Origin of the sequence: Streptomyces sp. NPDC096205, from assembly GCF_044763135.1 — a bacterium.
Classification (GTDB): Bacteria; Actinomycetota; Actinomycetes; order Streptomycetales; family Streptomycetaceae; genus Streptomyces.
In genome coordinates this window covers 124,121-147,760 of record NZ_JBIWFS010000009.1, presented here as the reverse complement: position 1 = coordinate 147,760, position 23,640 = coordinate 124,121, and the positions used below count along the sequence as shown (strand labels likewise).

The following is a 23,640-nucleotide window of genomic DNA, read 5'->3' as shown; positions in this document are numbered from 1 at the left end:
GGACGCCGCGCCGCACGGCAATTGGCACTCCGCTTGACCGAGTGCTAATCGCGGTCATAGTCTCGGCTCTGGCACTCCCCACTGGAGAGTGCCAACAACGCGACGGGCAGGTCCGGCACCCGCGACGACGGATCCACCTGGTCGCCACCTCAGACAGTTAACCCCGTGAGATCTCCGAAGGGGGAGGTCGGATCGTGACGACCGCCAGCTCCAAGGTTGCCATCAAGCCGCTCGAGGACCGCATCGTGGTCCAGCCGCTCGACGCCGAGCAGACCACGGCCTCTGGCCTGGTCATTCCGGACACTGCCAAGGAGAAGCCCCAGGAGGGCGTCGTCCTGGCCGTGGGCCCGGGCCGCTTCGAGGACGGCAACCGTCTTCCGCTCGACGTCTCCGTCGGCGACGTCGTCCTCTACAGCAAGTACGGCGGCACCGAGGTGAAGTACAACGGCGAGGAGTACCTCGTCCTCTCGGCTCGCGACGTCCTCGCGATCATCGAGAAGTAAGTCACCTCGCTTCATCCGAAGCACCTTTGAAGCACCTTTGCTTCCACTGCGCCCCTGGCCCCCGCGATCGATGAGTAGCCGGGCGCCCGGGGCGCAGTTTCTTTACCGCAGACTTTTCCGAGAGGGCTCCCGCTGCCATGGCGAAGATCCTGAAGTTCGACGAGGACGCCCGTCGCGCCCTCGAGCGCGGCGTCAACAAGCTTGCCGACACGGTCAAGGTGACGATCGGCCCCAAGGGCCGCAACGTCGTCATCGACAAGAAGTTCGGCGCCCCCACCATCACCAACGACGGTGTGACCATCGCCCGTGAGGTCGAGGTCGAGGACCCGTACGAGAACCTCGGTGCCCAGCTGGTGAAGGAGGTGGCGACCAAGACCAACGACATCGCGGGTGACGGTACGACCACCGCCACCGTGCTGGCCCAGGCGCTCGTCCGCGAGGGCCTGAAGAACGTCGCCGCCGGTGCCTCCCCGGCCGCCCTGAAGAAGGGCATCGACGCGGCCGTGGCCGCCGTCTCCGAGGAGCTCCTCGCGACCGCCCGCCCGATCGACGAGAAGTCCGACATCGCCGCCGTGGCCGGCCTGTCCGCCCAGGACAGCCAGGTCGGCGAGCTCATCGCCGAGGCGATGGACAAGGTCGGCAAGGACGGTGTCATCACCGTCGAGGAGTCCAACACCTTCGGTCTGGAGCTGGACTTCACCGAGGGCATGGCCTTCGACAAGGGCTACCTGTCGCCGTACTTCGTGACGGACCAGGAGCGCATGGAGGCCGTCCTGGAGGACCCCTACATCCTCATCAACCAGGGCAAGGTCTCCTCCATCCAGGACCTGCTGCCGCTGCTGGAGAAGGTCATCCAGGCCGGTGCCTCCAAGCCGCTGCTGATCATCGCCGAGGACGTCGAGGGCGAGGCCCTGTCCACCCTCGTCGTGAACAAGATCCGCGGCACCTTCAACGCGGTCGCGGTCAAGGCCCCCGGCTTCGGTGACCGCCGCAAGGCGATGCTGCAGGACATGGCCGTCCTCACCGGCGCCACGGTCATCTCCGAGGAGGTCGGCCTCAAGCTCGACCAGGTAGGCCTCGAGGTGCTGGGTTCCGCCCGCCGCGTGACCGTCACCAAGGACGACACCACCCTCGTCGACGGTGCCGGCAACTCCGCCGACGTCCAGGGCCGCGTCGCCCAGATCAAGGCCGAGATCGAGAACACGGACTCCGACTGGGACCGCGAGAAGCTCCAGGAGCGCCTCGCGAAGCTGGCCGGCGGCGTGTGCGTGATCAAGGTCGGCGCCGCCACCGAGGTGGAGCTGAAGGAGAAGAAGCACCGTCTGGAGGACGCCATCTCCGCGACCCGCGCCGCGGTCGAGGAGGGCATCGTCTCCGGTGGTGGCTCCGCGCTGGTCCACGCCGTCAAGGTCCTCGAGGGCAACCTCGGCAAGACCGGCGACGAGGCCACCGGTGTCGCCGTGGTCCGCAAGGCCGCCGTCGAGCCGCTGCGCTGGATCGCCGAGAACGCCGGCCTGGAGGGCTACGTCATCACCTCCAAGGTCGCCGAGCTCGACAAGGGCCAGGGCTTCAACGCCGCCACCGGCGAGTACGGCGACCTGGTCAAGCAGGGCGTCATCGACCCGGTGAAGGTCACCCGCTCCGCCCTGGAGAACGCCGCCTCCATCGCCTCCCTCCTCCTGACGACCGAGACCCTGGTCGTCGAGAAGAAGGAAGAGGAGGAGCCGGCCGCCGGTGGTCACAGCCACGGCCACGCTCACTGACGCACCGCGTCACCGCGTCACCGCGCAAGGCCCGGCGTCCCTTCGGGGGTGCCGGGCCTTCCGGCTGCTCGGGCGCCCTACAGCTCCAACTGGTCCAGTACGCCGAGCTGCGTCATCAGCCCCAGCCGGTCGTACTCCCACCAGCCCTCGACGATCTTCCCGTCGCCGCCGCACCGGAAGACGGTCGTGCCGCTCATGCTGCACTCCCTGCCGGTCGCCGCGATCCCCAGGAAGTCACCCTTGTGGGTGCCCTTCCAGAACCACCGCGCGCACACCCGGTCGCCCTCGGCGATCAGGTCCTCCACCGTGAACGCGAAGTCGAACGCCCCGCGCCACATGTCCATCTCGCGCCGGATGTTGTCCCGCCCGAGGGTGTCCTGCTCATTGGCCGGGTCGTGGTCGTGGTAGTGCTCCGCGATCAGGTCGTCGAGCGGCGGGAGCTCTCCTTGCGTCCCCAGCGTCTCCAGCAGCCGCCGCACATTCGTCGCGTAGAGCTGCTCGTCCCGTACGACGTCCAGGTCGGTGAACACCGGCATCTCGTCACAGAGCGCGACCATCTCGCGGAAGATCTTGTCGGTCTCCGGAAGGTTCGAGTTCCGCATCGCCTCCTCGTACGACGGGAACTCCACGATCTCGATGAAGTGCGACCCGTCCGACCGGTCCTTGCCGATCAGATTGTGCGTCGCGGTCCGCTTCCCCCTGGTCTGCTCGATCCAGGAGTCCATGAGCCGGTTCATCTCCTCGAACCGGCTGGTCTTGCAGTCGATGAGCTGTACGAACGTCATGGCGCCGCCTCCGACCCCCCGTGGGGTCCGTCCGGACAGCTCCATTCTCCATCGCACGGACCGGGTCGGCCTACTGTGGCCCGTACTTCCGCCCCGTCCGGGACGTGACCCCGCCCAGCAGCCCCCGCGGGACCACCTTCACCACTCCCATCAGCGCCTTGTACCGCGGGTCCGGGATCGACAGCGACTTGCCCCGGCGCAGGTCGGCCAGCGCCGACGCGACCAGCTTGTCGGCGTCGAGCCACATCCAGCCGGGGATGTTGTCGGTGCCCATCCCCGCCCGCTGGTGGAACTCCGTGCGCACGAACCCCGGGCACAGCGCCATCAACCGCACCCCGCTGCCCGCCAGATCACGCGCCGCGCCCTGCGTGAACTGCACGACCCACGCCTTGGACGCGCCGTAGGTGCCGCGCGGCACGAACGCCGCGACCGAGGCCACGTTCACCACACCGCCGCGCCCCCGCTCCCGCATCGCCTCCGTCGCCGCCGACGTCAGCCGGAGCACCGCCTCGCAGTGCACCTTGAGCATCCGCAGCTCGTCGTCGAGGGACACATCGAGAAAGCGGCCCTTGTTGCCGAAGCCGGCGTTGTTGACCAGCAGGTCGACGGCCCGCTTCCGGTCGGACAGCCGGGCCGCGACGGCGTCGATGCCGGTGTCCGTCGCCAGGTCGGCGACCAGCACCTCCGCCTCGATGCCGTGCCGGTCGTGCAGTTCGGTCGCCTGCTCGGCGAGCCGCTTCGCGTCCCGCGCCACCAGGACGAGGTCGTGCCCGTCCGCCGCCAGCCGCCGTGCGAAGGCGGCACCGATGCCCGCGGTCGATCCCGTAATCAGAGCCGTTGTCATGGCGCAAGGTTATGGCCCGGACCGGAGGGATCCGCTCCCCGCACGCCGCCGCTTCGACGGGGCGGGGCCCGGCGGTCTCGCCTGCCCGCATCCGCAGGTCGAAGACGCGGGTGCCGTCCTCGGTGACCCTCGACGGGGCCAGGGGCGGTATCGCCGGCTCGCGGTCGAAGCGGGCGTCGCCGACCGTGCTGATGTCGGTGTCGGTCCCAGCCGGGTGAACAGGGCGCCCACGGCCGGCGCGAGCACGGTGAGGGTCGCGCCGAGTACGGCGAGAATGCGCTTGAAACGGGTCATGCGTCGAGCGTCCTCGATCACCGCCCGCCGGACATCGGGGAGCAACCCCGGCCCGCCCCCGAGCCGACCCGGGCCGGGCTCCCGGGGTTGTCCCCTAGGAGCCGTGCGGCGCCCGCGAAGAAAGGTGACTGCGCGTCAGCCGCCCTGGGTGGCCGTGTATTTCTGCGCGGCCGCGAGCAGCTCCGGGTGCAGGGCCGCCCCGGCCGGAAGCAGCCGCGGCAGCAGGTCGCGCCGGGTCGTCTCGGCCCGGAACGCCAGGGCGACCGTCACGTCGTGGTCCGGCCGGTGCACGATCTCGACCGGGTCGCCGGTCCGTATCTCGCCCGGCTCGATCACCCGCAGATACGCCCCCGGCGCCCCGCGCTCGGTGAACCGCTTCACCCACCGCTCCTCGCCCAGGTGGGCCTGGAAGGTGCGGCACGGCATCCGCCCGCAGGTGACCTCCAGCACCACCTCGGGCCCGATCCGCCAGCGCTCGCCGATCAGCGCGCCGGAGACGTCCAGGCCGAGGGTGGTGAGGTTCTCGCCGAACACGCCGTTGGCCAGCTCGCGGCCCAACTCGAGCTCCCAGGCGTCGAGATCCTCCCGGGCCACCGCGTACACGGCCTGGTCGTCGCCGCCGTGGTGCCGGGTGTCGCACACCGCGTCCCCGGCCAGCCCGCCGGCGCCGACGCCCTTCGGACCCGGGGCCGTGACCCGCACCGGCCCCTCGGCCGGCCGCTTGTCGATGCCGGTCAGCCCCTCCGGCTGGTCGGTGTACGGCACGCGCGTCGCACGGCCCAGGTTTACGGAAAGAAGCCTCATGGCGGCACGGTAGGCCGCCGGCGATCAAAGCGTCGACGCATTATTCGCGGCTGCACCCAAGGACGGCTTATGCTCAAAGGGTGATCGAGGCCCGACATCTCCGTGTGCTGCGCGCCGTGGCCGCCACCGGCTCCTTCTCGGCGGCGGGGCGCGAGCTGGGCTGCACCCAGCCTGCCGTCAGCCAGCAGATGAAGGCCCTGGAGACGTCCGTCGGCACCCCGCTGCTGGTGCGTGGCGGCCGTGAGATGCGGCTGACGCAGGCCGGTGAGGCACTGGTGCGGCACGCCGCCGGCATCCTCGCCGGACTGACCGCCGCCGAGGAGGAGGTCGCGGCCATCGCCGGGCTGCGCGCCGGCCGGGTCCGGCTCGTCTCCTTCCCCAGCGGCAGCTCCACCCTCGTCCCCACCGCACTCGCCGCCCTGCGCGCCGCGCACCCCGGCACCCGGGTCTCCCTGGTGGAGGCCGAGCCGCCGCGCTCGGTGGAGATGCTGCGCGAGGGCGACTGCGACATCGCGCTCGCCTTCCGCTACGAAGGCGCGGCGGGCGTACAGGAAGGGGAGTGGGACGACCTCGTCGTACGGCCCCTGCTGACGGACCGTCTGGTCGCGCTCGTGCCGGAGCGGAACCGGCTCGCCCGCGCCGGGTCCGTGGCCATCGGGGAACTCGCCGACGAGCCCTGGATCGCGGGCTGCCCGCGCTGCCGCGGCCAGCTCGTCGAGGTCTGCGAGAAGGCGGGCTTCACGCCGCGCATCGACTTCGCCACCGACGACTACCCGGCCGTGGTCGGCCTGGTCGGCGCCGGTCTCGGAGTGGCCGTACTGCCTCAGCTCGCCATCGAGTCCGTACGCCCCCGAGGGGCGCGCGCGGTGACGCTGGAACCGGCGGTGCGCCGCGAGATCGTCGCGCTCACCCTGCCCGATCTGGCCCAGGTCCCGGCCGTGACGGCCACGTTGGACCAGCTGGCGACCGCGGCGGGCCGCAAGTAGAGCAAGTAGGGCCGGCAGAGCAGGCAGAGCAAGTAGAGAGGGGCACGCGCACGCGTGCCCCTATGTCTCTGGAGAGCCCCGGTGTCCCTGGAGAGGGCCGTTTCGTCTCCGGAGAGAGATCTCGGAAGAAACGTTCCTTCAATTGTTCGAAGCGACGTCGCCGCCGGAGGCCGAAGCCGTCACCAGACGGTGCCGCGCCCGGCCCATGAGTTCTTCGCGCTCGTCCTCGGTCAACCCGCCCCAGACGCCGTACGGTTCGCGCACCGCGAGTGCGTGTGCCGCGCACTGCGCGCGGACCGGGCACCTCATGCAGACCTCCTTGGCCGAGTTCTCGCGAGCGCTCCGGGCCGCCCCCCGCTCGCCCTCGGGATGAAAGAAGAGCGAGCTGTCCACTCCGCGACAGGCAGCCAGGAGCTGCCAGTCCCATAGGTCTGCGTTCGGTCCGGGAAGGCGGGAGAAATCTGCCATTACGTGACCCCTTGTAGCCGTTCTGAGCGGATACGGTGCCCACGACCGTACAACTACGATCTAAGGAGATGAAAATATGACTCATTGCGAATCTAGCCGCGGACACCAGCAAAAGGGAAGAAAATGGGCCGAATGGGGCACGGTTGTGATGAAACGTTGAGGGTCTGCCGTCCATGTCTGCACCGTGTCCGCCCCCTCACGTAGAGTGCCGAAGACGGCATGCGGCCCCGTAACTCTTTCGAGTGACCGTCGTTGAGAGTGCGAGGCGGTTGAAAACACAAGCGCTCGGGCAAGCGTCCGAGACGGTCGACCGCACAGGTGACGATTCGTACCAGCCTGGAGGCTCAAGGTGACGCGCATCAGCTGCGGAGGGCGGCCATGACTTCCGTCCTCGTCTGCGACGACTCCCCGCTTGCCCGAGAGGCGCTCCGCCGCGCGGTCGCGACCGTGCCCGGTGTCGAGCGCGTGACGACGGCGGCCAACGGCGAGGAAGTCCTCCGCCGCTGGGGTGCCGACCGCTCGGACCTGATTCTGATGGACGTACGCATGCCCGGTCTGGGTGGCGTCGAGACAGTGCGGCGGCTGCTGTCCGCCGACCCCGGGGCGCGCATCATCATGCTCACCGTCGCGGAGGACCTGGACGGTGTCGCGCTCGCGGTCGCCGCGGGGGCGCGGGGCTACCTCCACAAGGACGCCTCGCGCGCGGAGCTGCGGGCGACCGTCACCCAGGCGCTCGCCGACCCGACGTGGCGGCTCGCCCCGCGGCGGCTGCGGTCCGCCGAGATGGGTGCGGCGCCGACGCTCACCGCGCGTGAGATCCAGGTGCTCGAGGGGATGAGCCACGGGCGGTCCAACGCGGAGATCGGCCGGGAGCTGTTCCTCTCCGAGGACACGGTGAAGACCCACGCTCGGCGACTGTTCAAGAAGCTGGGTGCGTCCGACCGGGCCCATGCCGTGGCGCTGGGTTTCCGGTGGGGGCTCGTTCGCTGAGTGCCCCGGTGGGACGAGTGGTCGGTCGCCACTCGTCCGCCGTCGTCCGTGAGTGGTCTTCCACGGACCGTATCGGGCTGGTCGCGCAGTTCCCCGCGCCCCTTCGGGGTGCGGCGGGGACCGCCCCTCGGAGGCGTGCTGCTCGTTTCGGCGCGGATGCCGCATCCTTGAGAGTGTGGAGTTCCTCGGGGACGAGTCGGTCGAGCGGAAGGGGAGGGCGCAAGGGATGAGTTCCGGCGCACCTGCTCATAACGCTTCGGTGCACAACGACGGCCGTGGTGCCGCGGACGGTTCCGGCACAAGGCACCATGGACCGATGCGTGACGAGGAGGCGACCCGTGCCCAGGGGGCGATCGGTTCACTCGTCCACCGCGCGGTCGACGGGGACGAGCAGGCCACGCACGACCTGCTCGCCCATGTCCACCCTCTGGCGCTGCGCTACTGCCGCACCCGGCTGTCCCGGCTCCCGGGTGATGCGCGCCACTTCGTCGAGGACCTGGCGCAGGAAGTCTGCGTAGCCGTCCTGCTCGCGCTGCCGCGTTACCGGGACACCGGCAGGCCCTTCGAGGCCTTCGTCTTCGCCATCGCCGCGCACAAGGTCGCCGACCTGCAGCGGGCCGCGATGCGCCACCCCGGCTCCACGGCCGTCCCGTCGGACGAGATGCCGGAGCGCCCGGACGACTCCCTCGGCCCCGAGGAGCGCGCGCTGCTCAGCAGCGACGCCGAATGGGCCAAGAAACTCCTGGCCAACCTGCCCGAGAACCAGCGCGAGCTGCTTCTGCTGCGCATCGCCGTCGGCCTCACCGCCGAGGAGACGGGGCAGATGTTGGGAATGTCACCCGGCGCGGTCCGGGTGGCCCAGCACCGCGCGCTCAGCCGGCTGCGGGCCCTGGCCGAACAGTAGGAGCGCAGTCACGGCGCCTTGGTTGAGAAGGTGGCCGACAGCGTCCGTAGGAACATACGAAGACGAGTACGGCCGCGGACCGTGGAATGAGACGGGTGCACTTCCCGTTAGCATGGACATCCGCACCGATCAAGGCCATTGGGGAAGGTGTCATGACTGCCAACGTCGACGGAGTGCCCGACAAATTCGCGACACTCGGGCTGACCTACGACGACGTGCTGCTGCTGCCGGGTGCATCCGAGGTGCTCCCCAACGCGGTCGACACCTCGTCCCGGATCTCCCGTAATGTCCGGGTCAACATCCCGCTCCTGTCCGCCGCCATGGACAAGGTCACCGAATCGCGCATGGCGATCGCGATGGCCCGTCTGGGCGGCGTCGGTGTACTGCACCGCAACCTGTCCGTCGAGGACCAGGTCAACCAGGTCGACCTGGTGAAGCGGTCCGAGTCGGGCATGGTCACCGACCCGATCACCGTGCACCCCGAGGCCACGCTCGCCGAGGCCGACGCGCTGTGCGCCAAGTTCCGCATCAGCGGCGTCCCCGTCACCGACCCGGCCGGCAAGCTCCTGGGCATCGTCACCAACCGTGACATGGCCTTCGAGAGCGACCGCAGCCGCCAGGTGCGCGAGGTCATGACCCCGATGCCCCTGGTCACCGGCAAGGTCGGCATCTCCGGCCAGGAGGCCATGGAGCTGCTGCGACGCCACAAGATCGAGAAGCTTCCGCTGGTCGACGACGCGGGCGTCCTCAAGGGCCTGATCACGGTCAAGGACTTCGTCAAGGCCGAGAAGTACCCGAACGCCGCGAAGGACGCCGAGGGCCGGCTGCTCGTCGGTGCCGCCGTCGGCGCCAGCCCCGAGGCGCTGGAGCGGGCCCAGGCGCTCGCCGCGGCCGGTGTGGACTTCCTGGTCGTCGACACCTCGCACGGCCACAACAGCAACGCGCTGAGCTGGATGGCGAAGATCAAGTCGAGCGTGAACGTGGACGTGATCGGCGGCAACGTCGCCACGCGTGACGGCGCGCAGGCCCTGATCGACGCCGGTGTCGACGGCATCAAGGTCGGCGTGGGCCCCGGCTCGATCTGCACCACGCGCGTGGTCGCCGGTATCGGTGTCCCGCAGGTCACCGCGATCTACGAGGCGGCCCTCGCGGCCCGTCCCGCGGGCATCCCGGTGATCGGCGACGGCGGCCTGCAGTACTCCGGCGACATCGGCAAGGCGCTCGCAGCCGGTGCCGACACGGTCATGCTGGGCAGCCTCCTCGCCGGCTGCGAGGAGTCGCCGGGCGAGCTGATGTTCATCAACGGCAAGCAGTTCAAGTCGTACCGCGGCATGGGCTCGCTGGGCGCCATGCAGTCGCGCGGCCAGGGCCGGTCGTACTCCAAGGACCGCTACTTCCAGGCGGAGGTCGCCTCCGACGACAAGCTCGTCCCCGAGGGCGTCGAGGGCCAGGTGCCCTACCGTGGCCCGCTGGCCAACGTCCTGCACCAGCTCGTGGGCGGTCTGCGCCAGACCATGGGCTACGTGGGCGCCGCCACCATCGAGGAGATGGAGTCCAAGGGCCGCTTCGTCCGGATCACCGCGGCGGGCCTGAAGGAGAGCCACCCGCACGACATCCAGATGACGGTCGAGGCCCCGAACTACAGCCGTAAGTAAGTCGCACAGCGTGATCAGGGCGGTCCCGGATGCTCCGGGGCCGCCCTTGTCGTACCCGTCGGCGATACTGGAAGACGCTGAAACGCATCAGGGAAAGGCCACACATCGTGACTGAGATCGAGATCGGGCGCGGCAAGCGCGGCCGCCGGGCGTACGCCTTCGACGACATCGCCGTCGTCCCCAGCCGCCGTACGCGGGACCCGAAGGAGGTCTCGATCGCCTGGCAGATCGACGCCTACCGCTTCGAGCTGCCCTTCCTGGCCGCCCCCATGGACTCCGTGGTCTCCCCGGCCACGGCGATCCGCATCGGCGAGCTCGGCGGCCTCGGCGTGCTGAACCTCGAAGGCCTGTGGACGCGCTACGAGGACCCGCAGCCGCTGCTCGACGAGATCGTCGGGCTGCCCGTCGAGGCGGCCACGCGCCGGCTGCAGGAGATCTACGCCGCTCCCATCAAGGAGGAGCTGATCGGGCAGCGCATCAAGGAGGTGCGCGACTCCGGCGTGGTCACCGCCGCCGCGCTCTCCCCGCAGCGCACCGCCCAGTTCTCCAAGGCCGTCGTGGACGCGGGCGTGGACATCTTCGTCATCCGCGGTACGACGGTGTCGGCGGAGCACGTCTCCGGTTCGCACGAGCCGCTGAACCTGAAGCAGTTCATCTACGAGCTGGACGTCCCGGTCATCGTCGGCGGCTGCGCCACCTACACGGCGGCCCTGCACCTGATGCGCACGGGCGCCGCGGGTGTGCTGGTCGGCTTCGGCGGCGGCGCCGCGCACACCACGCGCAATGTGCTGGGCATCCAGGTGCCGATGGCCACGGCCGTGGCGGACGTGGCGGCGGCCCGCCGTGACTACATGGACGAGTCCGGCGGCCGGTACGTCCACGTCATCGCCGACGGCGGTGTCGGCTGGTCCGGCGACCTGCCCAAGGCCATCGCCTGCGGCGCCGACGCCGTGATGATGGGCTCCCCGCTCGCCCGCGCGATCGACGCGCCGGGCAAGGGCCACCACTGGGGCATGGAGGCGGTCAACGAGGAGCTGCCCCGCGGTCAGAAGGTCGACCTCGGCACCGTCGGCACCATCGAGGAGGTCCTCACGGGCCCGTCGCACACCCCCGACGGCTCCATGAACCTCTTCGGCGCCCTGCGCCGCGCCATGGCCACCACCGGCTACAGCGAGCTGAAGGAGTTCCAGCGCGTCGAGGTGACCGTCGCGGACTCGCAGCACCGCCGGTAAGCACGATTACGGCAGCAAGGGCCCGTCCACACGCGCGTGGACGGGCCCTTCGTCGTACGTCCTTACGCCGCCGCGGCCTTCTTCGTGCCGGAGTACGCGGCGAACGCGCCGAGGGCGAGGAACAGGAAGGTGATCGGGTTCGCCGACCGCTGCCAGGCCTCCATCAGGATGCCGAAGTGGTCGAAGAAGAACCTGGTCGCGGAGACGCCCAGCAGGTCCGAGGCGTTGATCGTGGTGCCGATGAGCTGGCCCAGCCAGACGGAGCCCACGGACAGCAGCGCGCTGAGCAGGGGCAGCACCGGATGGGAGCCGCCTGCCCTGCCGGCCGCGTAGCCGATGAGGAAGCCGACCCCGACGGCCACGAAGCCGATCTGCTTCTCGATGGCACCGACGATCGCGCCGTACACACCGGCGGTGACCAGAGCGACGACGACCGCGGTGACGACGCCGAGCGCGAGACTGCCGCCACGCGCGCGTGCGGGCATCGGCGGGGCCGGCGGGAAGACGCCGGGCTGCGGTGGAACTGACTGGCTCATGACAGGGACCCCCGTGACTGCGAACGAGACGCCGCACGGTAACAGGCCTGACCGTGAGCGTGGCGGGTGCTTCCTGAGGGGGCGCGTGGGGTGGGAGGGGGCGCACGGTTGCGTTCGGGGTGAATGCGGCGTCGGACGGGGGTGCTGAGGCGCTAACGTCCTTGCTCGGCGCCCCAGTTCTCTTGGGTGCCCCCTTCCAAGGACACGGTCCGGACCCCGGCCCTCGGGGCCCGGCCCGAACTCCAACGTGCCGTTCACCGGGCTACTGGGCGGCGTCGTGGAAGGGGGCCCCTATGGGACGCCACCGCAAGCCCACTCGCTGGGATCGCATTCGGCTTCGGCTGGTGAAGTTCCGGAGGAGGTGGATCTTGCGGATTTACGGGAAGTGAGCGGCCACCCCCGCGAGACCTGGGGGTGGACACTCCGATCACTTCTCAGGAGCCTGCCGCAGTGCCCTCTGCGGTGGGCTCCACCCTTTTTCGGATGGTGAGCGGCCGCCCCCATGAGGACTAGGGGCGGACACCCGTGAACTGTCAGGAGCCTGCCGCAGTGGCCACTGCGGTGGGCTCCACCTGCTTCGTACGGTACCGGCGCCCCGCCCCTCACGCCACCAGCCCCAGGGGCTCGCGGCGCCTCACGCGCCCCCCGTCACAACCTGTGCGCCGCCCCCGTGGGCGTGGCCCCCCGCGTGTCCAGCAGGAGCTGTGCCTTCACCGACAGCCCCTGGAGGTCGTACGTGCGGTGGGGCTGGAGGAGGATCGTGAGGTCGGCGTCGGCGGCCGCCTCGTAGAGGGAGTCGGCGCGGGGGATCGGGCGGTCCAGGACCGTCCAGGCCGGGATGTGGGGGTCGTGGTAGCTCACGGCCGCGCCGAGGGACATCAGGCGGACGGCGATCTCGTGGGCCGGGGTGCCCTGCTGGTCGGCGAGGTCGGGCTTGTAGGTGACGCCGAGCAGCAGCACGCGGGCGCCCCGGGCCGACTTGCCGTGCTCGTTCAGGAGCGTGGCCGCGCGCTGGACGACGTAGCGCGGCATCTGGTCGTTGACCTGCCGGGCCAGTTCCACCATGCGCAGGCCGCGGCCCGGCTGTCCGACGAGGTCCTGGGGGACGGTGTGGCCGCCGACGCCGGGGCCGGGGCGGAAGGCCTGGAAGCCGAAGGGCTTGGACTCGGCGCAGCGGATGACGTCCCACAGGTCGACGCCCAAGTCGTGGCAGAGGACGGCCATTTCGTTGACGAGGGCGATGTTGACGTGCCGGTACGTCGTCTCCAGGAGCTGCACCGCCTCGGCCTCGCGCAGACCCCGCGCGCGGACGACCTTGTCGGTGATACGGCCGTAGAAGGCGGCGGCGGACTCGGTGCAGGCCGGGGTGAGGCCGCCGATCACCTTGGGGGTGTTGGCGGGGGTGAAGGCGCGGTTGCCGGGATCGACCCGGGTGGGGGAGTGGGCGAGGTGGAAGTCGCGGCCGGCGCGAAGGCCGGAGCCCTCTTCGAGGAGCGGGCGCAGCACGTCCTCGGTGGTGCCGGGCAGGACCGGGGACTCCAGGATGACGGTGGTGTGCGGGCGCAGCCGGGCGGCAAGGGTGCGGGCGGCCGTCTCCACCTGGGTCAGGTCGAGGCCCCCGTCGGCGGCGCGCGGGGTGGGCGCGCAGATGACCGCCGTGCGCACGCGGCCGAGTTCCGCGGGCCCGTCGGCGAGCCGGAAACCCTCCGAGTGCATCCGGCGCAGTTCGGCGGGGCTGAGGGAACCGGCCTCAGGTCCGGTGCGGTAGCCGACCGTGGGGATGCCGGCGGCGACGGCGGCCTGGGCCAGCGGCAGGCCGAGCGGGCCGAGTCCGATGACGGCGAGATCTGCGGGCATGGCGTATGCCGTCCTTCCCAGTAACCGAAGCGGGACAGGTGCGCAAGCCGTGTGGACAGAACGAGCGAGCGCACTGTCAGACTAGGCGTAAATATGACCGATATGCGGGATTCATTCCCTGTGTCGCCGGGTGTGGCGGCCGTGTTCGTGTGCAGGTCGGCAGGAGTTATCCACAGGTCGACCGTGCGTGGTGGCTGAAGTCGGGCAAGCCGGTCAGAATTTGGGCAGGAGGGATGCAGAGGGATACGAACGGGGCTTCGCCCGACGGGTGCGGCCGGTGCGACCGACGAGCGGGAGGCAGCGGTGAGGACAGCGACACTGGGACCGGCGCAGCGCGCCGAGGCCCTCGCGGCCATGGCCGAGCACGAACTGGACCTGCTGGTCGTCGGCGGCGGAGTGGTCGGCGCGGGCACCGCGCTCGACGCCGTCACGCGCGGGCTGTCCACCGGCCTGGTCGAGGCGCGTGACTGGGCGTCCGGCACGTCGAGCAGGTCCAGCAAACTGATCCACGGCGGCCTGCGCTATCTCGAGATGCTCGACTTCGCACTGGTGCGGGAGGCACTGAAGGAGCGCGGCCTGCTCCTGGAGCGGCTCGCACCGCATCTGGTGAAGCCGGTGCCGTTCCTGTACCCGCTCCAGCACCAGGGCTGGGAGCGGCTGTACGCCGGATCGGGCGTCGCCCTCTACGACGCCATGTCGATGGCCCGCGGACACGGCCGGGGCCTGCCCGTGCACCGCCATCTGACCCGCGGTCACGCCCTGCGCGTGGCACCCTGCCTGAAGAAGGACGCGCTGGTCGGCGCGCTGCAGTACTACGACGCCCAGATGGACGACGCCCGCTATGTGGCGACCCTGGTGCGCACCGCCGCGGCCTACGGCGCCCAGGTCGCCAACCGCGCGCGGGTCACCGGCTTCCTGCGCGAGGGCGAGCGCGTGGTCGGCGCGCGCGTGCAGGACGTCGAGGCCGGCGGGGAGTACGAGATCCACGCCAAGCAGATCGTCAACGCCACCGGTGTGTGGACCGACGACACCCAGGCCATGGTGGGCGAGCGCGGGCAGTTCCACGTCCGTGCCTCCAAGGGCATCCACCTCGTCGTGCCCAAGGACCGCATCCACTCCACCACCGGGCTCATCCTGCGCACCGAGAAATCCGTGCTGTTCGTCATCCCCTGGGGCCGGCACTGGATCATCGGCACCACCGACACCGACTGGGACCTCGACAAGGCCCACCCGGCCGCCTCCAGCGCCGACATCGACTATCTGCTGGAGCATGTGAACTCCGTGCTGGCCGTGCCGCTCACCCGGGACGACGTCGAGGGCGTGTACGCGGGCCTGCGCCCCCTGCTCGCCGGCGAGTCCGACGCCACCAGCAAGCTCTCCCGCGAGCACACCGTGGCCCACCCGGTGCCGGGCCTGGTCGTGGTGGCGGGCGGCAAGTACACGACGTACCGGGTGATGGCCAAGGACGCCGTCGACGAGGCGGTGCACGCCCTCGACCGGCGGGTCGCGGAGTGCGTCACCGAGGACATCCCCCTGGTCGGTGCCGAGGGCTACCGCGCGCTGTGGAACGCGCGGGCGCGCATCGCCGCCCGGGCCGGGCTGCATGTGGTGCGCGTGGAACATCTGCTCAACCGCTTCGGTTCGATGACGGAGGAACTGCTCGAACTCATCGCGGCGGACCCGTCGTTGGCCGAGCCGCTGCAGGGCGCCGAGGACTATCTGCGCGCCGAGATCGTCTACGCCGCCTCGCACGAGGGCGCCCGTCACCTGGACGACGTCCTCACCCGGCGCACCCGGATCTCCATCGAGACCTTCGACCGCGGCACCCGCTGCGCGCGTGAGGCCGCCGAGCTGATGGCGCCGGTGCTCGGCTGGAACAAGGACCATGTCGACAGGGAGGTGCAGCACTACGAGAAGCGGGTGGAGGCCGAGCGCGAGTCCCAGCGCCAGCCCGACGACCTGACCGCGGACGCGGCCCGGCTCGGAGCGCCGGACATCGTGCCGCTGTGACGGTCCGCAGGTGCTCCGGCCCAGGTCGGAGCCTTGGCCACGCCTCGTCATGCCCCGCCGCGGAACGGGCGATTCAGCTCAGTTGAGGACACGCGGACACGGCCGCGCGGCGAGGGGCCCCCGGGGCGTGGGGCACTTGTCGGGTGAGGGACAATGGAGCCTCTGTCAGGGCGGGTTGTACGAGGGGACTCATGTCGGAGGCGGAGCGGGCGGGGACACCCCGTCAGGACAAGAGCGCACGTCTCCTCGCCGGGCGCTACCGGCTGGGAGACGTGCTCGGCCGCGGCGGCATGGGCACGGTCTGGCGTGCCGAGGACGAGACCCTCGGCCGCACGGTCGCCGTCAAGGAGCTGCGGTTCCCGTCGAACATCGACGAGGAGGAGAAGCGCCGGCTGATCACGCGGACGCTGCGCGAGGCGAAGGCCATCGCGCGGATCCGCAACAACAGCGCGGTGACGGTCTACGACGTCGTCGAGGAGGACGACCGGCCGTGGATCGTCATGGAGCTCGTCGAGGGCAAGTCGCTCGCCGAGGCCATCCGTGAGGACGGCCTGCTGGAGCCGAAGCGCGCCGCCGAGGTCGGCCTCGCGATCCTCGACGTGCTGCGCTCCGCGCACCGCGAGGGCATCCTGCACCGCGACGTGAAGCCGTCCAACGTGCTGATCGCCGAGGACGGCCGGGTCGTGCTCACCGACTTCGGCATCGCCCAGGTCGAGGGCGACCCGTCCATCACCTCCACCGGCATGCTCGTCGGCGCCCCCTCCTACATCTCCCCGGAGCGCGCCCGCGGCCACAAGCCCGGCCCCGCGGCCGACCTGTGGTCGCTGGGCGGCCTGCTGTACGCGGCGGTCGAGGGGACACCGCCGTACGACAAGGGTTCGGCGATCGCCACGCTCACCGCGGTGATGACCGAGCCGCTGGACGAGCCGAAGAACGCGGGGCCGCTCGCGGACGTCATCCGCGGCCTGCTCACCAAGGACCCGGCCGAGCGGCTCGACGACGCGGGCGCGCGGGCGATGCTCAACGCCGTCATCCACGCCCCCGACACGCTCGACGAGCCGGAGGCGCTGGACGCCACGCGGGTCGTGCCGCTGCCGGCGCAGCCCGGCGAGCCCGGCACCGGGGGCCGGCGGGGCGAGGAGGCGGCCGATCGGCTGCGCGGGGCGCTGCGTTCGGTGCGCAAGGCCGCCGCGGGCGCGGCGACCACGGCGGCCGCGTCGCGGACGAAGTCCGGCAGCGGCGAGACGCGCTCCGCCGGAACAGCCGGTGCCGTGGCGGGGACCACCGCCGCGGTCGGGGTCTCGCGCACGGAGACCGGGAGCGGCGCGAACGCCGGGACGGGCGGACGTAGTTCGGGGTGGCCCGTGATGCCGCCGCCGGACCTGCCGCCGCGGGCGGTGCCGCGCGCGCCGCTGACCGATGTGGTGCCCAAGCGGACCCTGGTGATCATCGCGGTGGTCGTGGTGCTCGCCGTGCTCGGCACCGTGCTGGCCCTCACCTTCGGTGGCGACGACACCGACTCGGCGAAGTCGGGCCCCGGCACCGGCACGGCCGCCGGGGCCACCCCGAGCGCCGACACCAAGGACGACGAGCAGGGCGGGACGCGCCCCGACGGCGACGCCTCGAAGTCCGCGGACCAGGGCTCGACGCCGGGCGCGGGCACCGCGAGCGGCGGGACCACCCCCACCGCCGGTGGTTCCCCCAAGGCGTCCGCCTCCGGGTCCTCCGGCAAGAACGACGTCGACGTGGCCCGGACCCACCAGGGCGGCCAGGGCTACTCGATCGGGCTGCCCAAGGGCTGGAAGTTCCAGACCAGCAGTGACGCGGGCGACCGCTTCACCGGCCCCGACGGGCAGAAGCTGCTCATCGGCTGGACCAGCACGCCCAAGGACGACCCGGTCGCCGACTGGCGCGACCAGGAGGGCTCCATGGTCCGTTCGCAGTACCAGCGGATCCGCATAGAAGCGGTGGACTATCGCGGCTGGAACACGGCCGACTGGGAGTTCACCTACACCGACGGCGGGACGCGGTACCGCACCGTCGACCGCGGGTTCGTCGTCGACGACGACCAGGGCTACGCGTTGATGTACACGGCGAAGGCCGCCGAGTGGCGCGGGGACCTGCGCCGGGACACCTGGCGGACGCTGACGAAGACGTTCCAGCCGAAGGACTGAGCCGGGGGGCTCCGGGGGCGTGGCCCCGCAGCGGGCCGGGATTTCGGGGATGCGGCCGAAGTGAGATGTCCCATCCCCTCGGTGCGGGTTGCCTCCGGCACGTATCGTGAGTGCTTGCGAACCGTACGCAGCCGGAACGGTGCGGCGGGCGAACGGAATTGACCAGCCGGGCGGTTGGGGGAGGCAACGTGGACGACTATGCGGGACGGGTGCTCGCCGGCCGCTACCGCCTGCCGCTGCCGCCCGCCGACGAGTACGAACTCACCGAGACACGCGCCTTCGACACCTACAGCGGGCAGGAAGTCCTGGTCCGGCAGGTGCCGTTGCCGGAGGTCGTCGAGGCGGAGGTGCTCGACGCGGACGGGCTGCCCGAGGGATTCACCGCGCGCGACCCGGGCGTACGGCGCCCTGCCGCGCGCGGGGGCGGTGCGCGGCGGCCCGCGGACCCGGCGGTACGGCGTGCCGTGGAGGCCGCGCAGGCCGCGGCCGCGATACCCGACCATCCGCGGCTGGACCAGGTCTTCGACGTCTTCGCCGAGGGCGGTTCGCTGTGGATCGTCAGTGAGCTGGTGGCGGCGCGCCCGCTGGCGGCGCTGCTGGCCGAGCGGCCGCTGACGCCCTACCGGGCGGCCGAGGTCGCCTCCGACGTCCTCATGGCCCTGCGCGTGCTGCACGGCCATGGCTGGGTGCACCGCAACATCACCGCCCGCACGGTCCTCGTCTGCGACGACGGCCGCGTCATGCTCACCGGCCTCGCGGTCGGGGCGGCGGAGGAGGCGCTGTGCGGGTACGACCCCGTGCCGGCGCCGGACGACGACGGGGTCCCGGGAGCGCATCAGGCCGCACCTGACGCGGGCGCGGCCGGCGGACCGGGCGCCGGTGGGCCGGGCGCCGCGGGTACGCCGCCGTATGCCGGGGGTGCCGGTGGCGCCGCTGGTACGCCGCCGTACGCCGCTCCACGCGGAGCCCTCGGCGCCGGTGGGCATCCGGCCGGGCCCGGCGGCAGTGCGGCCGACGCCGAGGCCGCGCGGCGGGCCGCCATCGAGGCGCGGGGCGCCGGGCGGCTGCCGCTGCCCGGGGCGCAGGAGCGGGGCGGCCCCGGCACCCCGGCCGTGCCCGCGAGCCGACGGGCGCTGGAGACCGGCGATGACATCAGGGCGGCCCGCGCCGGGGCGATCGCGGCCTACCGCGCGGGCGCCCGCGCCGCGGCCCGCGTACAGGAGACCCGGCCGAACGGCCCCACCCCGCTACCCGGAGCCCGCCCCGCACCGGAGGGCACCCCGCAGTCGCCGTACGTCCCCGGGCAGGACACCCAGGGCCGCCCGGGCAGCACCCCGCCCGGACAGCCGGCCGACCCCTACGGGGTGCGCCCCGGCTCCTGGCACGGCGCCGCGCCCCGCACCGCCCCGGACGCCGGGAGCCCCTCGGCCGACCCCGCCCTCCGGGCACTTCCCCCCTCGGGCCACGCCCAGACCCCCCGCACTCCCAGCCCCTGGGACTCCCAGGCCGCCCCCGCCCACCGCGGCCCCGCCACCGCGCTGGCCGCCGAGCGGGCGCGGCAGGCGCGGATGGCCGTGGTGGGGCCCGTCACCGAGCGGTGGGCTCCGGAGCAGGCCGGGCCGGTGCACGAGAACTGGCAGCTGGCGGCGCCCATCGGTCCGGCCACCGACCTGTGGGCGCTGGGCGCGCTGCTCTTCAGGGCCGTACAGGGGCATGCGCCCTACCCGGAGGAGTCGACGGCCGAGCTGGTGCAGATGGTGTGCGCGGAGCCGCCCGCGTTCGCGGAGGAGTGCGGCCCGCTCAGGCCGGTCGTGGAGTCGCTGCTGCGTCAGGACCCCACCGAGCGCATCGACTTCGAGGAACTCGGCGGCTGGCTGCGCTCGCTCGTGCGGTCGGCGCCCGAGCCGGAGGCCGGTGTGCACGTCGTCGCCGTGCCGCCCGTCGACCCGGGCCGGCTGCCCGTCGTACGGCGGCGGGGCGAGCTGGTGCGCAGGCGGCGCGGCGGGCTGCCCGCGCCGCACGGGAGACACAAGCGGGCCCGCGAGCCGGAGCGTTCGCCGCGCAGTCTGGGCCGCACCCTGCTGGTGGCGGTGCTGCTGGCGATGGCCGCCGTGATCGCGTACGCCGCGCTGTTCATGCCGAAGTCGGACGAGGCCGGCTCGGGCGGCGCGCCCCGCGCGGACCGAACCGGGGCCGCGGGCCAGGTCGGTGAGGCGCCCGAGCCGGAGGCCAGCAGCGAACCCCGGCCCGACCAGACCTCACCCGGCGGCAACGACCCGTCCGCGTCGGCCGGTTCGACCGAGACGCGGACGACCGGGCCCGACGCCGCCGACGGGTTCACCGTACGGGCCGACGAGGCCGGTTTCCGGGTCGCCGTCGCCGACGGCTGGGACCGCACGCCCCGCAACGGCCGCGGTCAGGTGCGTTACAGCCACGGCGCGTTCGAGCTGATCGTCGTACCGGGAAGGGACTCCGCGGCGGAGTTCGGTGCCGATCCGATGGTGTACCAGCGGGAGCGGGAGGCGGAGTTGCAGCCGTACCGCGACTCCACCTGGGCCACCGCGACGGGACTGAAGACGATATCCGTGGGCGGACGGACCATGGCCGAGGGGCAGTTCACCTGGACCGGGGCGGACGGCCGGGAGCTGTTCGTACGCAATGTCGCGATCCTCCTCGACGGCCGCTACCACGTGGTGCAGGTGCGCGGCCCCGAGGCCGAACGCGACGAGGTGACACGGCTGTACGAGCAGGCGTCCACCACCTACCAGGCGACGGGTGGCTGATTCACACCACCGCGTTTCGGTTCCGTTCCGTCACGCAAAGCGACAACCGTCACAGTGCGGTATCCGAGCGGCCCCGCGTGTTCCCCGTGCGGTCACCGGTCCTTACCCTGACCCTGTCAATATCAAAGCGGGGCAACGTGAATCAGATGCAGGGCCAGCTCATTGCGGACCGTTACCGCCTGGCCGAATCGATCGGCCGTGGTGGCATGGGCCGGGTCTGGCGGGCACAGGACGAGGTGCTGAACCGGACCGTCGCCGTCAAGGAACTGACGGCCGCTCTCTACGTCTCGGAGAGCGACCAGGCCGTCCTGCTGGCGCGGACCCGGGCCGAGGCGCGCGCGGCCGCGCGGATCAACCACTCGGCCGTCGTCACCGTGCACGACGTGCTGGAGCACGACGGCCGCCCCTGGATCGTCATGGAGCTGGTCGAAGGCCGCTCGCTCGCCGACGCGGTCAAGGAGGAAGGCCGCATCGAGCCCGCGGAAGCGGCCCGGATCGGCCTGTGGGTGCTGCGCGCCCTGCGTGCCGCGCACACCGCCGGGGTGCTGCACCGCGACGTCAAGCCCGGCAACGTCCTGCTCGGCCGTGAAGGCCGGGTGCTGCTCACCGACTTCGGGATCGCGCAGATCGAGGGCGACTCCACCATCACGCGCACCGGAGAGGTCGTCGGCTCGGTCGACTACCTCGCCCCGGAGCGCGTCCGCGGTCACGACCCCGGGCCCGCCTCCGACCTGTGGGCGCTCGGCGCGACGCTGTACACCGCGGTCGAGGGCCGCTCGCCGTTCCGCCGCACCTCACCGATCTCCACCATGCAGGCCGTGGTCGAGGAGGAGGCCGACGCGCCCGCCAACGCCGGTGCGCTTGCACCCGTCATCGCCGCCCTGCTGCGCAAGGATCCGGCCAGTCGTCCCGGCGCCGCCGACGCCGAACGGATGCTCGCCCAGGCGGCGGAGGGCCGCGTTCCGGCCGTCACGCAGCCATACGTCCCGACGCAGGCGGGCCCGCGTCCGCAGTTGGCCCCGGTCACGCCGACGTCCACGACGACGCCGTACCCGCAGGCCCCCTACGGGACGCCGAGACGCCCGCGCCGGCGGCGCACCCTCGCCCTGGTGGTCGTCCTCGCGGCGCTCATCGGAGGCGGCACCGCGGTGGGCATCCAGCAGTGGCAGGCGCGGCAGGAACAGCACACCGCCGACCCCGGTCCGAAGCCCACGCCGACGGAGACCTCCTCCGGCACCCTCCCCGACGGCTGGGTGCGCAAGGACGACCCCTTCGGGTTCACCATCGCCCTGCCCGGACCCGAGTGGGAGCGCGTGGAGTTCGACAAGGCCACCGGGCAGGTCGACTACTCGCCCGACGGCGGCGAGCACTTCTTCCGGATCGCCGTCGACCGGACGCCCGACTTCGACCCCTACGAGCACCAGGTCGACCTGGAGCAGCAGGTGCAGCCGCTGGTCGACTACCACCGGCTCAGCATGGCGGAGAACACCTACCGGGACCGCCCCGGCTCCCTGTGGGAGTACACCTGGACCGCGCAGGACCAGCCCGAGGTGAAGACGAAGCCCGGGCCGCGCCGCGCGATCGACCAGATGTACATCTCCCGCGACGGCGTCGAGTACGCGCTGTATGCCTCCGCCCCGGTCGCCGACTGGCCGACGATGCGCAAGCAGTTCGACATCCTGCTGCGCACCTGGCGGCCGAACGGCTCCTGAACGCCGGGGCGCCGACCGTCGGTTGTCGGCCAATGACACCGTCGCGTCCCGGAGTCCGGCGCTCCGGCTGGTGCATGATGGGGCGCATGGGGACCGAGGGGGCCGGCGGACGTGTGATCGCGGGGCGCTACCGGCTGGAGACGGTGCTCGGACGCGGTGGCATGGGTGTGGTCTGGCGGGCCACCGACCTGCTGCTCGGCCGGCCCGTCGCCGTCAAGGAACTCGCCCTCGACGACTCGCTCTCCACGAGCGAGGCCCGGCGACGGCGGGAGCGCACGCTGCGGGAGGCCCGCGCGGTCGCGCAGTTGAGACATCCGCATGTGATCGTCGTCCATGACGTCGTCGAGTTCGAGGAACGCCCTTACCTGGTGATGGAGTTCATCGACGGGGCCTCGCTCGCCGACCGCATCGGGGCGGACGGCCCGGTCGACGCCCGCGAGGCCGCGCGGATCGGCGTCGCCCTGCTGGGCGCCCTGCGCGCCGCACACGCGGCCGGGGTGCTGCACCGCGACCTCAAGCCCGCCAACGTCCTGGTCGAGAACGGCACCGGCCGGGTCGTCCTCACCGACTTCGGCGTCGCCCATGTCAAGGGCACCACCACGCTCACCGAGAGCGGCTCCTTCGTCGGCTCGGCCGAGTACACGGCCCCGGAGCGCATGTCGGGGGCGGGCACCGGGGCCGCGTCCGACCTGTGGTCGCTGGGGGCGCTGCTGTGTGCGGCGGTCAGCGGTGAGTCGCCCTTCCGGCGCGATTCGCTGGGCGCGGTCGTGCATGCCGTGCTGTCCGACGAGCTCCGGCTGCCCGACCGGGCGGGGCCGCTGCTGCCCGTCGTACGAGGGCTGCTGGAGCGTGATCCGTCGCGGCGGCTGGACGCCGTGACGGCCGAGCGGATGCTGCGGGCCTTCCGCGACACCGGGCGCACGCCCGACCCGGAGCCCGCGCAGCGGCCGGCACGCGCCGGGAAGCTGGCGGTCGCCCTGCTGGTGGCGGCGATGGCCGCGGCCGGGCTGTCCGCGGCGGCCCTGCTCGTCAACGGCGACGGCGACGGCGGCGGTCCGCCGACGAGCCCGGCGCCGTCGACGTCGGTGACCACCCCGCAGCGGACCCCCTCCACTTCGGCCAGCGGCGCCTAGGGCCTGTCGTTTGGATCAGGTCGGCTGAAAGGGACTGCGCTTCTTGGCCGGGTCGAGCGGGGTCTGGTGCGTGCAGCTGCAAGGCGGAGGAGGGAGTCGACGCGGAGCGTCGGCGAGTGACGACAACGCGGCAGATGTGCGTGCCAGACCCCGCGACGCCGGCATGATCCAAACGACAGGCCCTAGGGCGCCTGGCTTCGCTGAGTC

Annotated in this window: 18 protein-coding genes; 12 read left to right on the top strand and 6 right to left on the bottom strand. The window is 71.9% G+C overall.

Translation table 11 applies throughout. The features are described 5' to 3' along the window. Positions 1–194 precede the first annotated feature (194 nt). Positions 195–503 (top strand): co-chaperone GroES, encoded by a 309-nt coding sequence (gene groES, locus ACIQ6Y_RS30155; RefSeq protein WP_014178834.1) that lies wholly within the window; start codon positions 195–197, stop codon positions 501–503. A 137-nt stretch (positions 504–640) separates the two neighbouring features. After that, entirely contained in the window at positions 641–2,266 is a 1,626-nt protein-coding gene (gene groL / locus ACIQ6Y_RS30150; protein WP_404043613.1) for a chaperonin GroEL, read from the top strand. A 77-nt stretch (positions 2,267–2,343) separates the two neighbouring features. Here groL and ACIQ6Y_RS30145 read toward each other — a convergent pair whose 3' ends face one another. The 3 genes from ACIQ6Y_RS30145 to ACIQ6Y_RS30135 all read right to left on the bottom strand — a co-directional run bounded on the left by ACIQ6Y_RS30145 (position 2,344) and on the right by ACIQ6Y_RS30135 (position 4,993). Further along, positions 2,344–3,051, bottom strand: coding sequence for an ester cyclase (locus ACIQ6Y_RS30145; RefSeq protein ID WP_404043611.1), 708 nt, complete (start codon positions 3,049–3,051; stop codon positions 2,344–2,346). Between the two features lie 70 nt (positions 3,052–3,121). Beyond that, positions 3,122–3,895, bottom strand: a complete 774-nt coding sequence (locus ACIQ6Y_RS30140) for an SDR family NAD(P)-dependent oxidoreductase (protein ID WP_404043609.1) — start codon at positions 3,893–3,895, stop codon at positions 3,122–3,124. 429 nt (positions 3,896–4,324) lie between these two features. Next, positions 4,325–4,993, bottom strand: coding sequence for an MOSC domain-containing protein (locus ACIQ6Y_RS30135; RefSeq protein ID WP_404043607.1), 669 nt, complete (start codon positions 4,991–4,993; stop codon positions 4,325–4,327). Positions 4,994–5,073: 80 nt separating this feature from the next. Between ACIQ6Y_RS30135 and ACIQ6Y_RS30130 the strand changes: the two genes are divergently transcribed. After that, positions 5,074–5,979 carry a LysR family transcriptional regulator gene (locus ACIQ6Y_RS30130; protein ID WP_404043605.1) on the top strand — a complete coding sequence of 302 codons (906 nt, stop codon included), beginning with the start codon at positions 5,074–5,076 and terminating at the stop codon, positions 5,977–5,979. A gap of 138 nt (positions 5,980–6,117) precedes the next feature. On the opposite strand, the gene ACIQ6Y_RS30125 is transcribed toward ACIQ6Y_RS30130, so the two are convergent. Continuing rightward, positions 6,118–6,447, bottom strand: coding sequence for a WhiB family transcriptional regulator (locus ACIQ6Y_RS30125; RefSeq protein WP_404043603.1), 330 nt, complete (start codon positions 6,445–6,447; stop codon positions 6,118–6,120). Between the two features lie 378 nt (positions 6,448–6,825). On the opposite strand from ACIQ6Y_RS30125, the gene ACIQ6Y_RS30120 reads away from it, so the two are divergent. The 4 genes from ACIQ6Y_RS30120 (at position 6,826) to ACIQ6Y_RS30105 (ending at position 11,228) form a co-directional block, all read left to right on the top strand. Beyond that, positions 6,826–7,437: a response regulator transcription factor gene (locus ACIQ6Y_RS30120; protein ID WP_003948568.1), complete on the top strand. Its 612-nt coding sequence runs from the start codon at positions 6,826–6,828 to the stop codon at positions 7,435–7,437. A 316-nt stretch (positions 7,438–7,753) separates the two neighbouring features. Continuing rightward, positions 7,754–8,341, top strand: coding sequence for a sigma-70 family RNA polymerase sigma factor (locus ACIQ6Y_RS30115; RefSeq protein ID WP_404043601.1), 588 nt, complete (start codon positions 7,754–7,756; stop codon positions 8,339–8,341). 152 nt (positions 8,342–8,493) lie between these two features. Continuing rightward, positions 8,494–9,996, top strand: coding sequence for an IMP dehydrogenase (guaB, locus tag ACIQ6Y_RS30110; RefSeq protein ID WP_404043599.1), 1,503 nt, complete (start codon positions 8,494–8,496; stop codon positions 9,994–9,996). 107 nt (positions 9,997–10,103) lie between these two features. Continuing rightward, on the top strand, positions 10,104–11,228 hold the full coding sequence (locus ACIQ6Y_RS30105; protein WP_404043597.1) for a GuaB3 family IMP dehydrogenase-related protein: 1,125 nt from the start codon (positions 10,104–10,106) through the stop codon (positions 11,226–11,228). A gap of 62 nt (positions 11,229–11,290) precedes the next feature. Here ACIQ6Y_RS30105 and ACIQ6Y_RS30100 read toward each other — a convergent pair whose 3' ends face one another. Beyond that, positions 11,291–11,764, bottom strand: coding sequence for a hypothetical protein (locus tag ACIQ6Y_RS30100; protein ID WP_404043595.1), 474 nt, complete (start codon positions 11,762–11,764; stop codon positions 11,291–11,293). 648 nt (positions 11,765–12,412) lie between these two features. Further along, positions 12,413–13,621 (bottom strand): nucleotide sugar dehydrogenase, encoded by a 1,209-nt coding sequence (locus ACIQ6Y_RS30095; RefSeq protein ID WP_404043593.1) that lies wholly within the window; start codon positions 13,619–13,621, stop codon positions 12,413–12,415. Positions 13,622–13,924: 303 nt separating this feature from the next. On the opposite strand from ACIQ6Y_RS30095, the gene ACIQ6Y_RS30090 reads away from it, so the two are divergent. The 5 genes from ACIQ6Y_RS30090 (at position 13,925) to ACIQ6Y_RS30070 (ending at position 23,433) form a co-directional block, all read left to right on the top strand. Next, on the top strand, positions 13,925–15,631 hold the full coding sequence (locus ACIQ6Y_RS30090) for a glycerol-3-phosphate dehydrogenase/oxidase (RefSeq protein ID WP_404043591.1): 1,707 nt from the start codon (positions 13,925–13,927) through the stop codon (positions 15,629–15,631). A gap of 191 nt (positions 15,632–15,822) precedes the next feature. Beyond that, positions 15,823–17,805: a protein kinase gene (locus tag ACIQ6Y_RS30085; RefSeq protein ID WP_404043589.1), complete on the top strand. Its 1,983-nt coding sequence runs from the start codon at positions 15,823–15,825 to the stop codon at positions 17,803–17,805. Between the two features lie 188 nt (positions 17,806–17,993). Next, on the top strand, positions 17,994–20,588 hold the full coding sequence (locus tag ACIQ6Y_RS30080; RefSeq protein ID WP_404043587.1) for a protein kinase: 2,595 nt from the start codon (positions 17,994–17,996) through the stop codon (positions 20,586–20,588). A 146-nt stretch (positions 20,589–20,734) separates the two neighbouring features. Next, the gene (locus ACIQ6Y_RS30075) at positions 20,735–22,300 is read left to right on the top strand and encodes a serine/threonine-protein kinase (RefSeq protein ID WP_404043585.1); all 1,566 of its coding nucleotides are present in this window, start codon (positions 20,735–20,737) and stop codon (positions 22,298–22,300) included. An 86-nt stretch (positions 22,301–22,386) separates the two neighbouring features. Then, complete coding sequence (locus ACIQ6Y_RS30070; protein ID WP_404043583.1) at positions 22,387–23,433, top strand: serine/threonine-protein kinase; 1,047 nt, start codon at positions 22,387–22,389, stop codon at positions 23,431–23,433. The last annotated feature ends 207 nt before the right edge of the window (positions 23,434–23,640 follow it).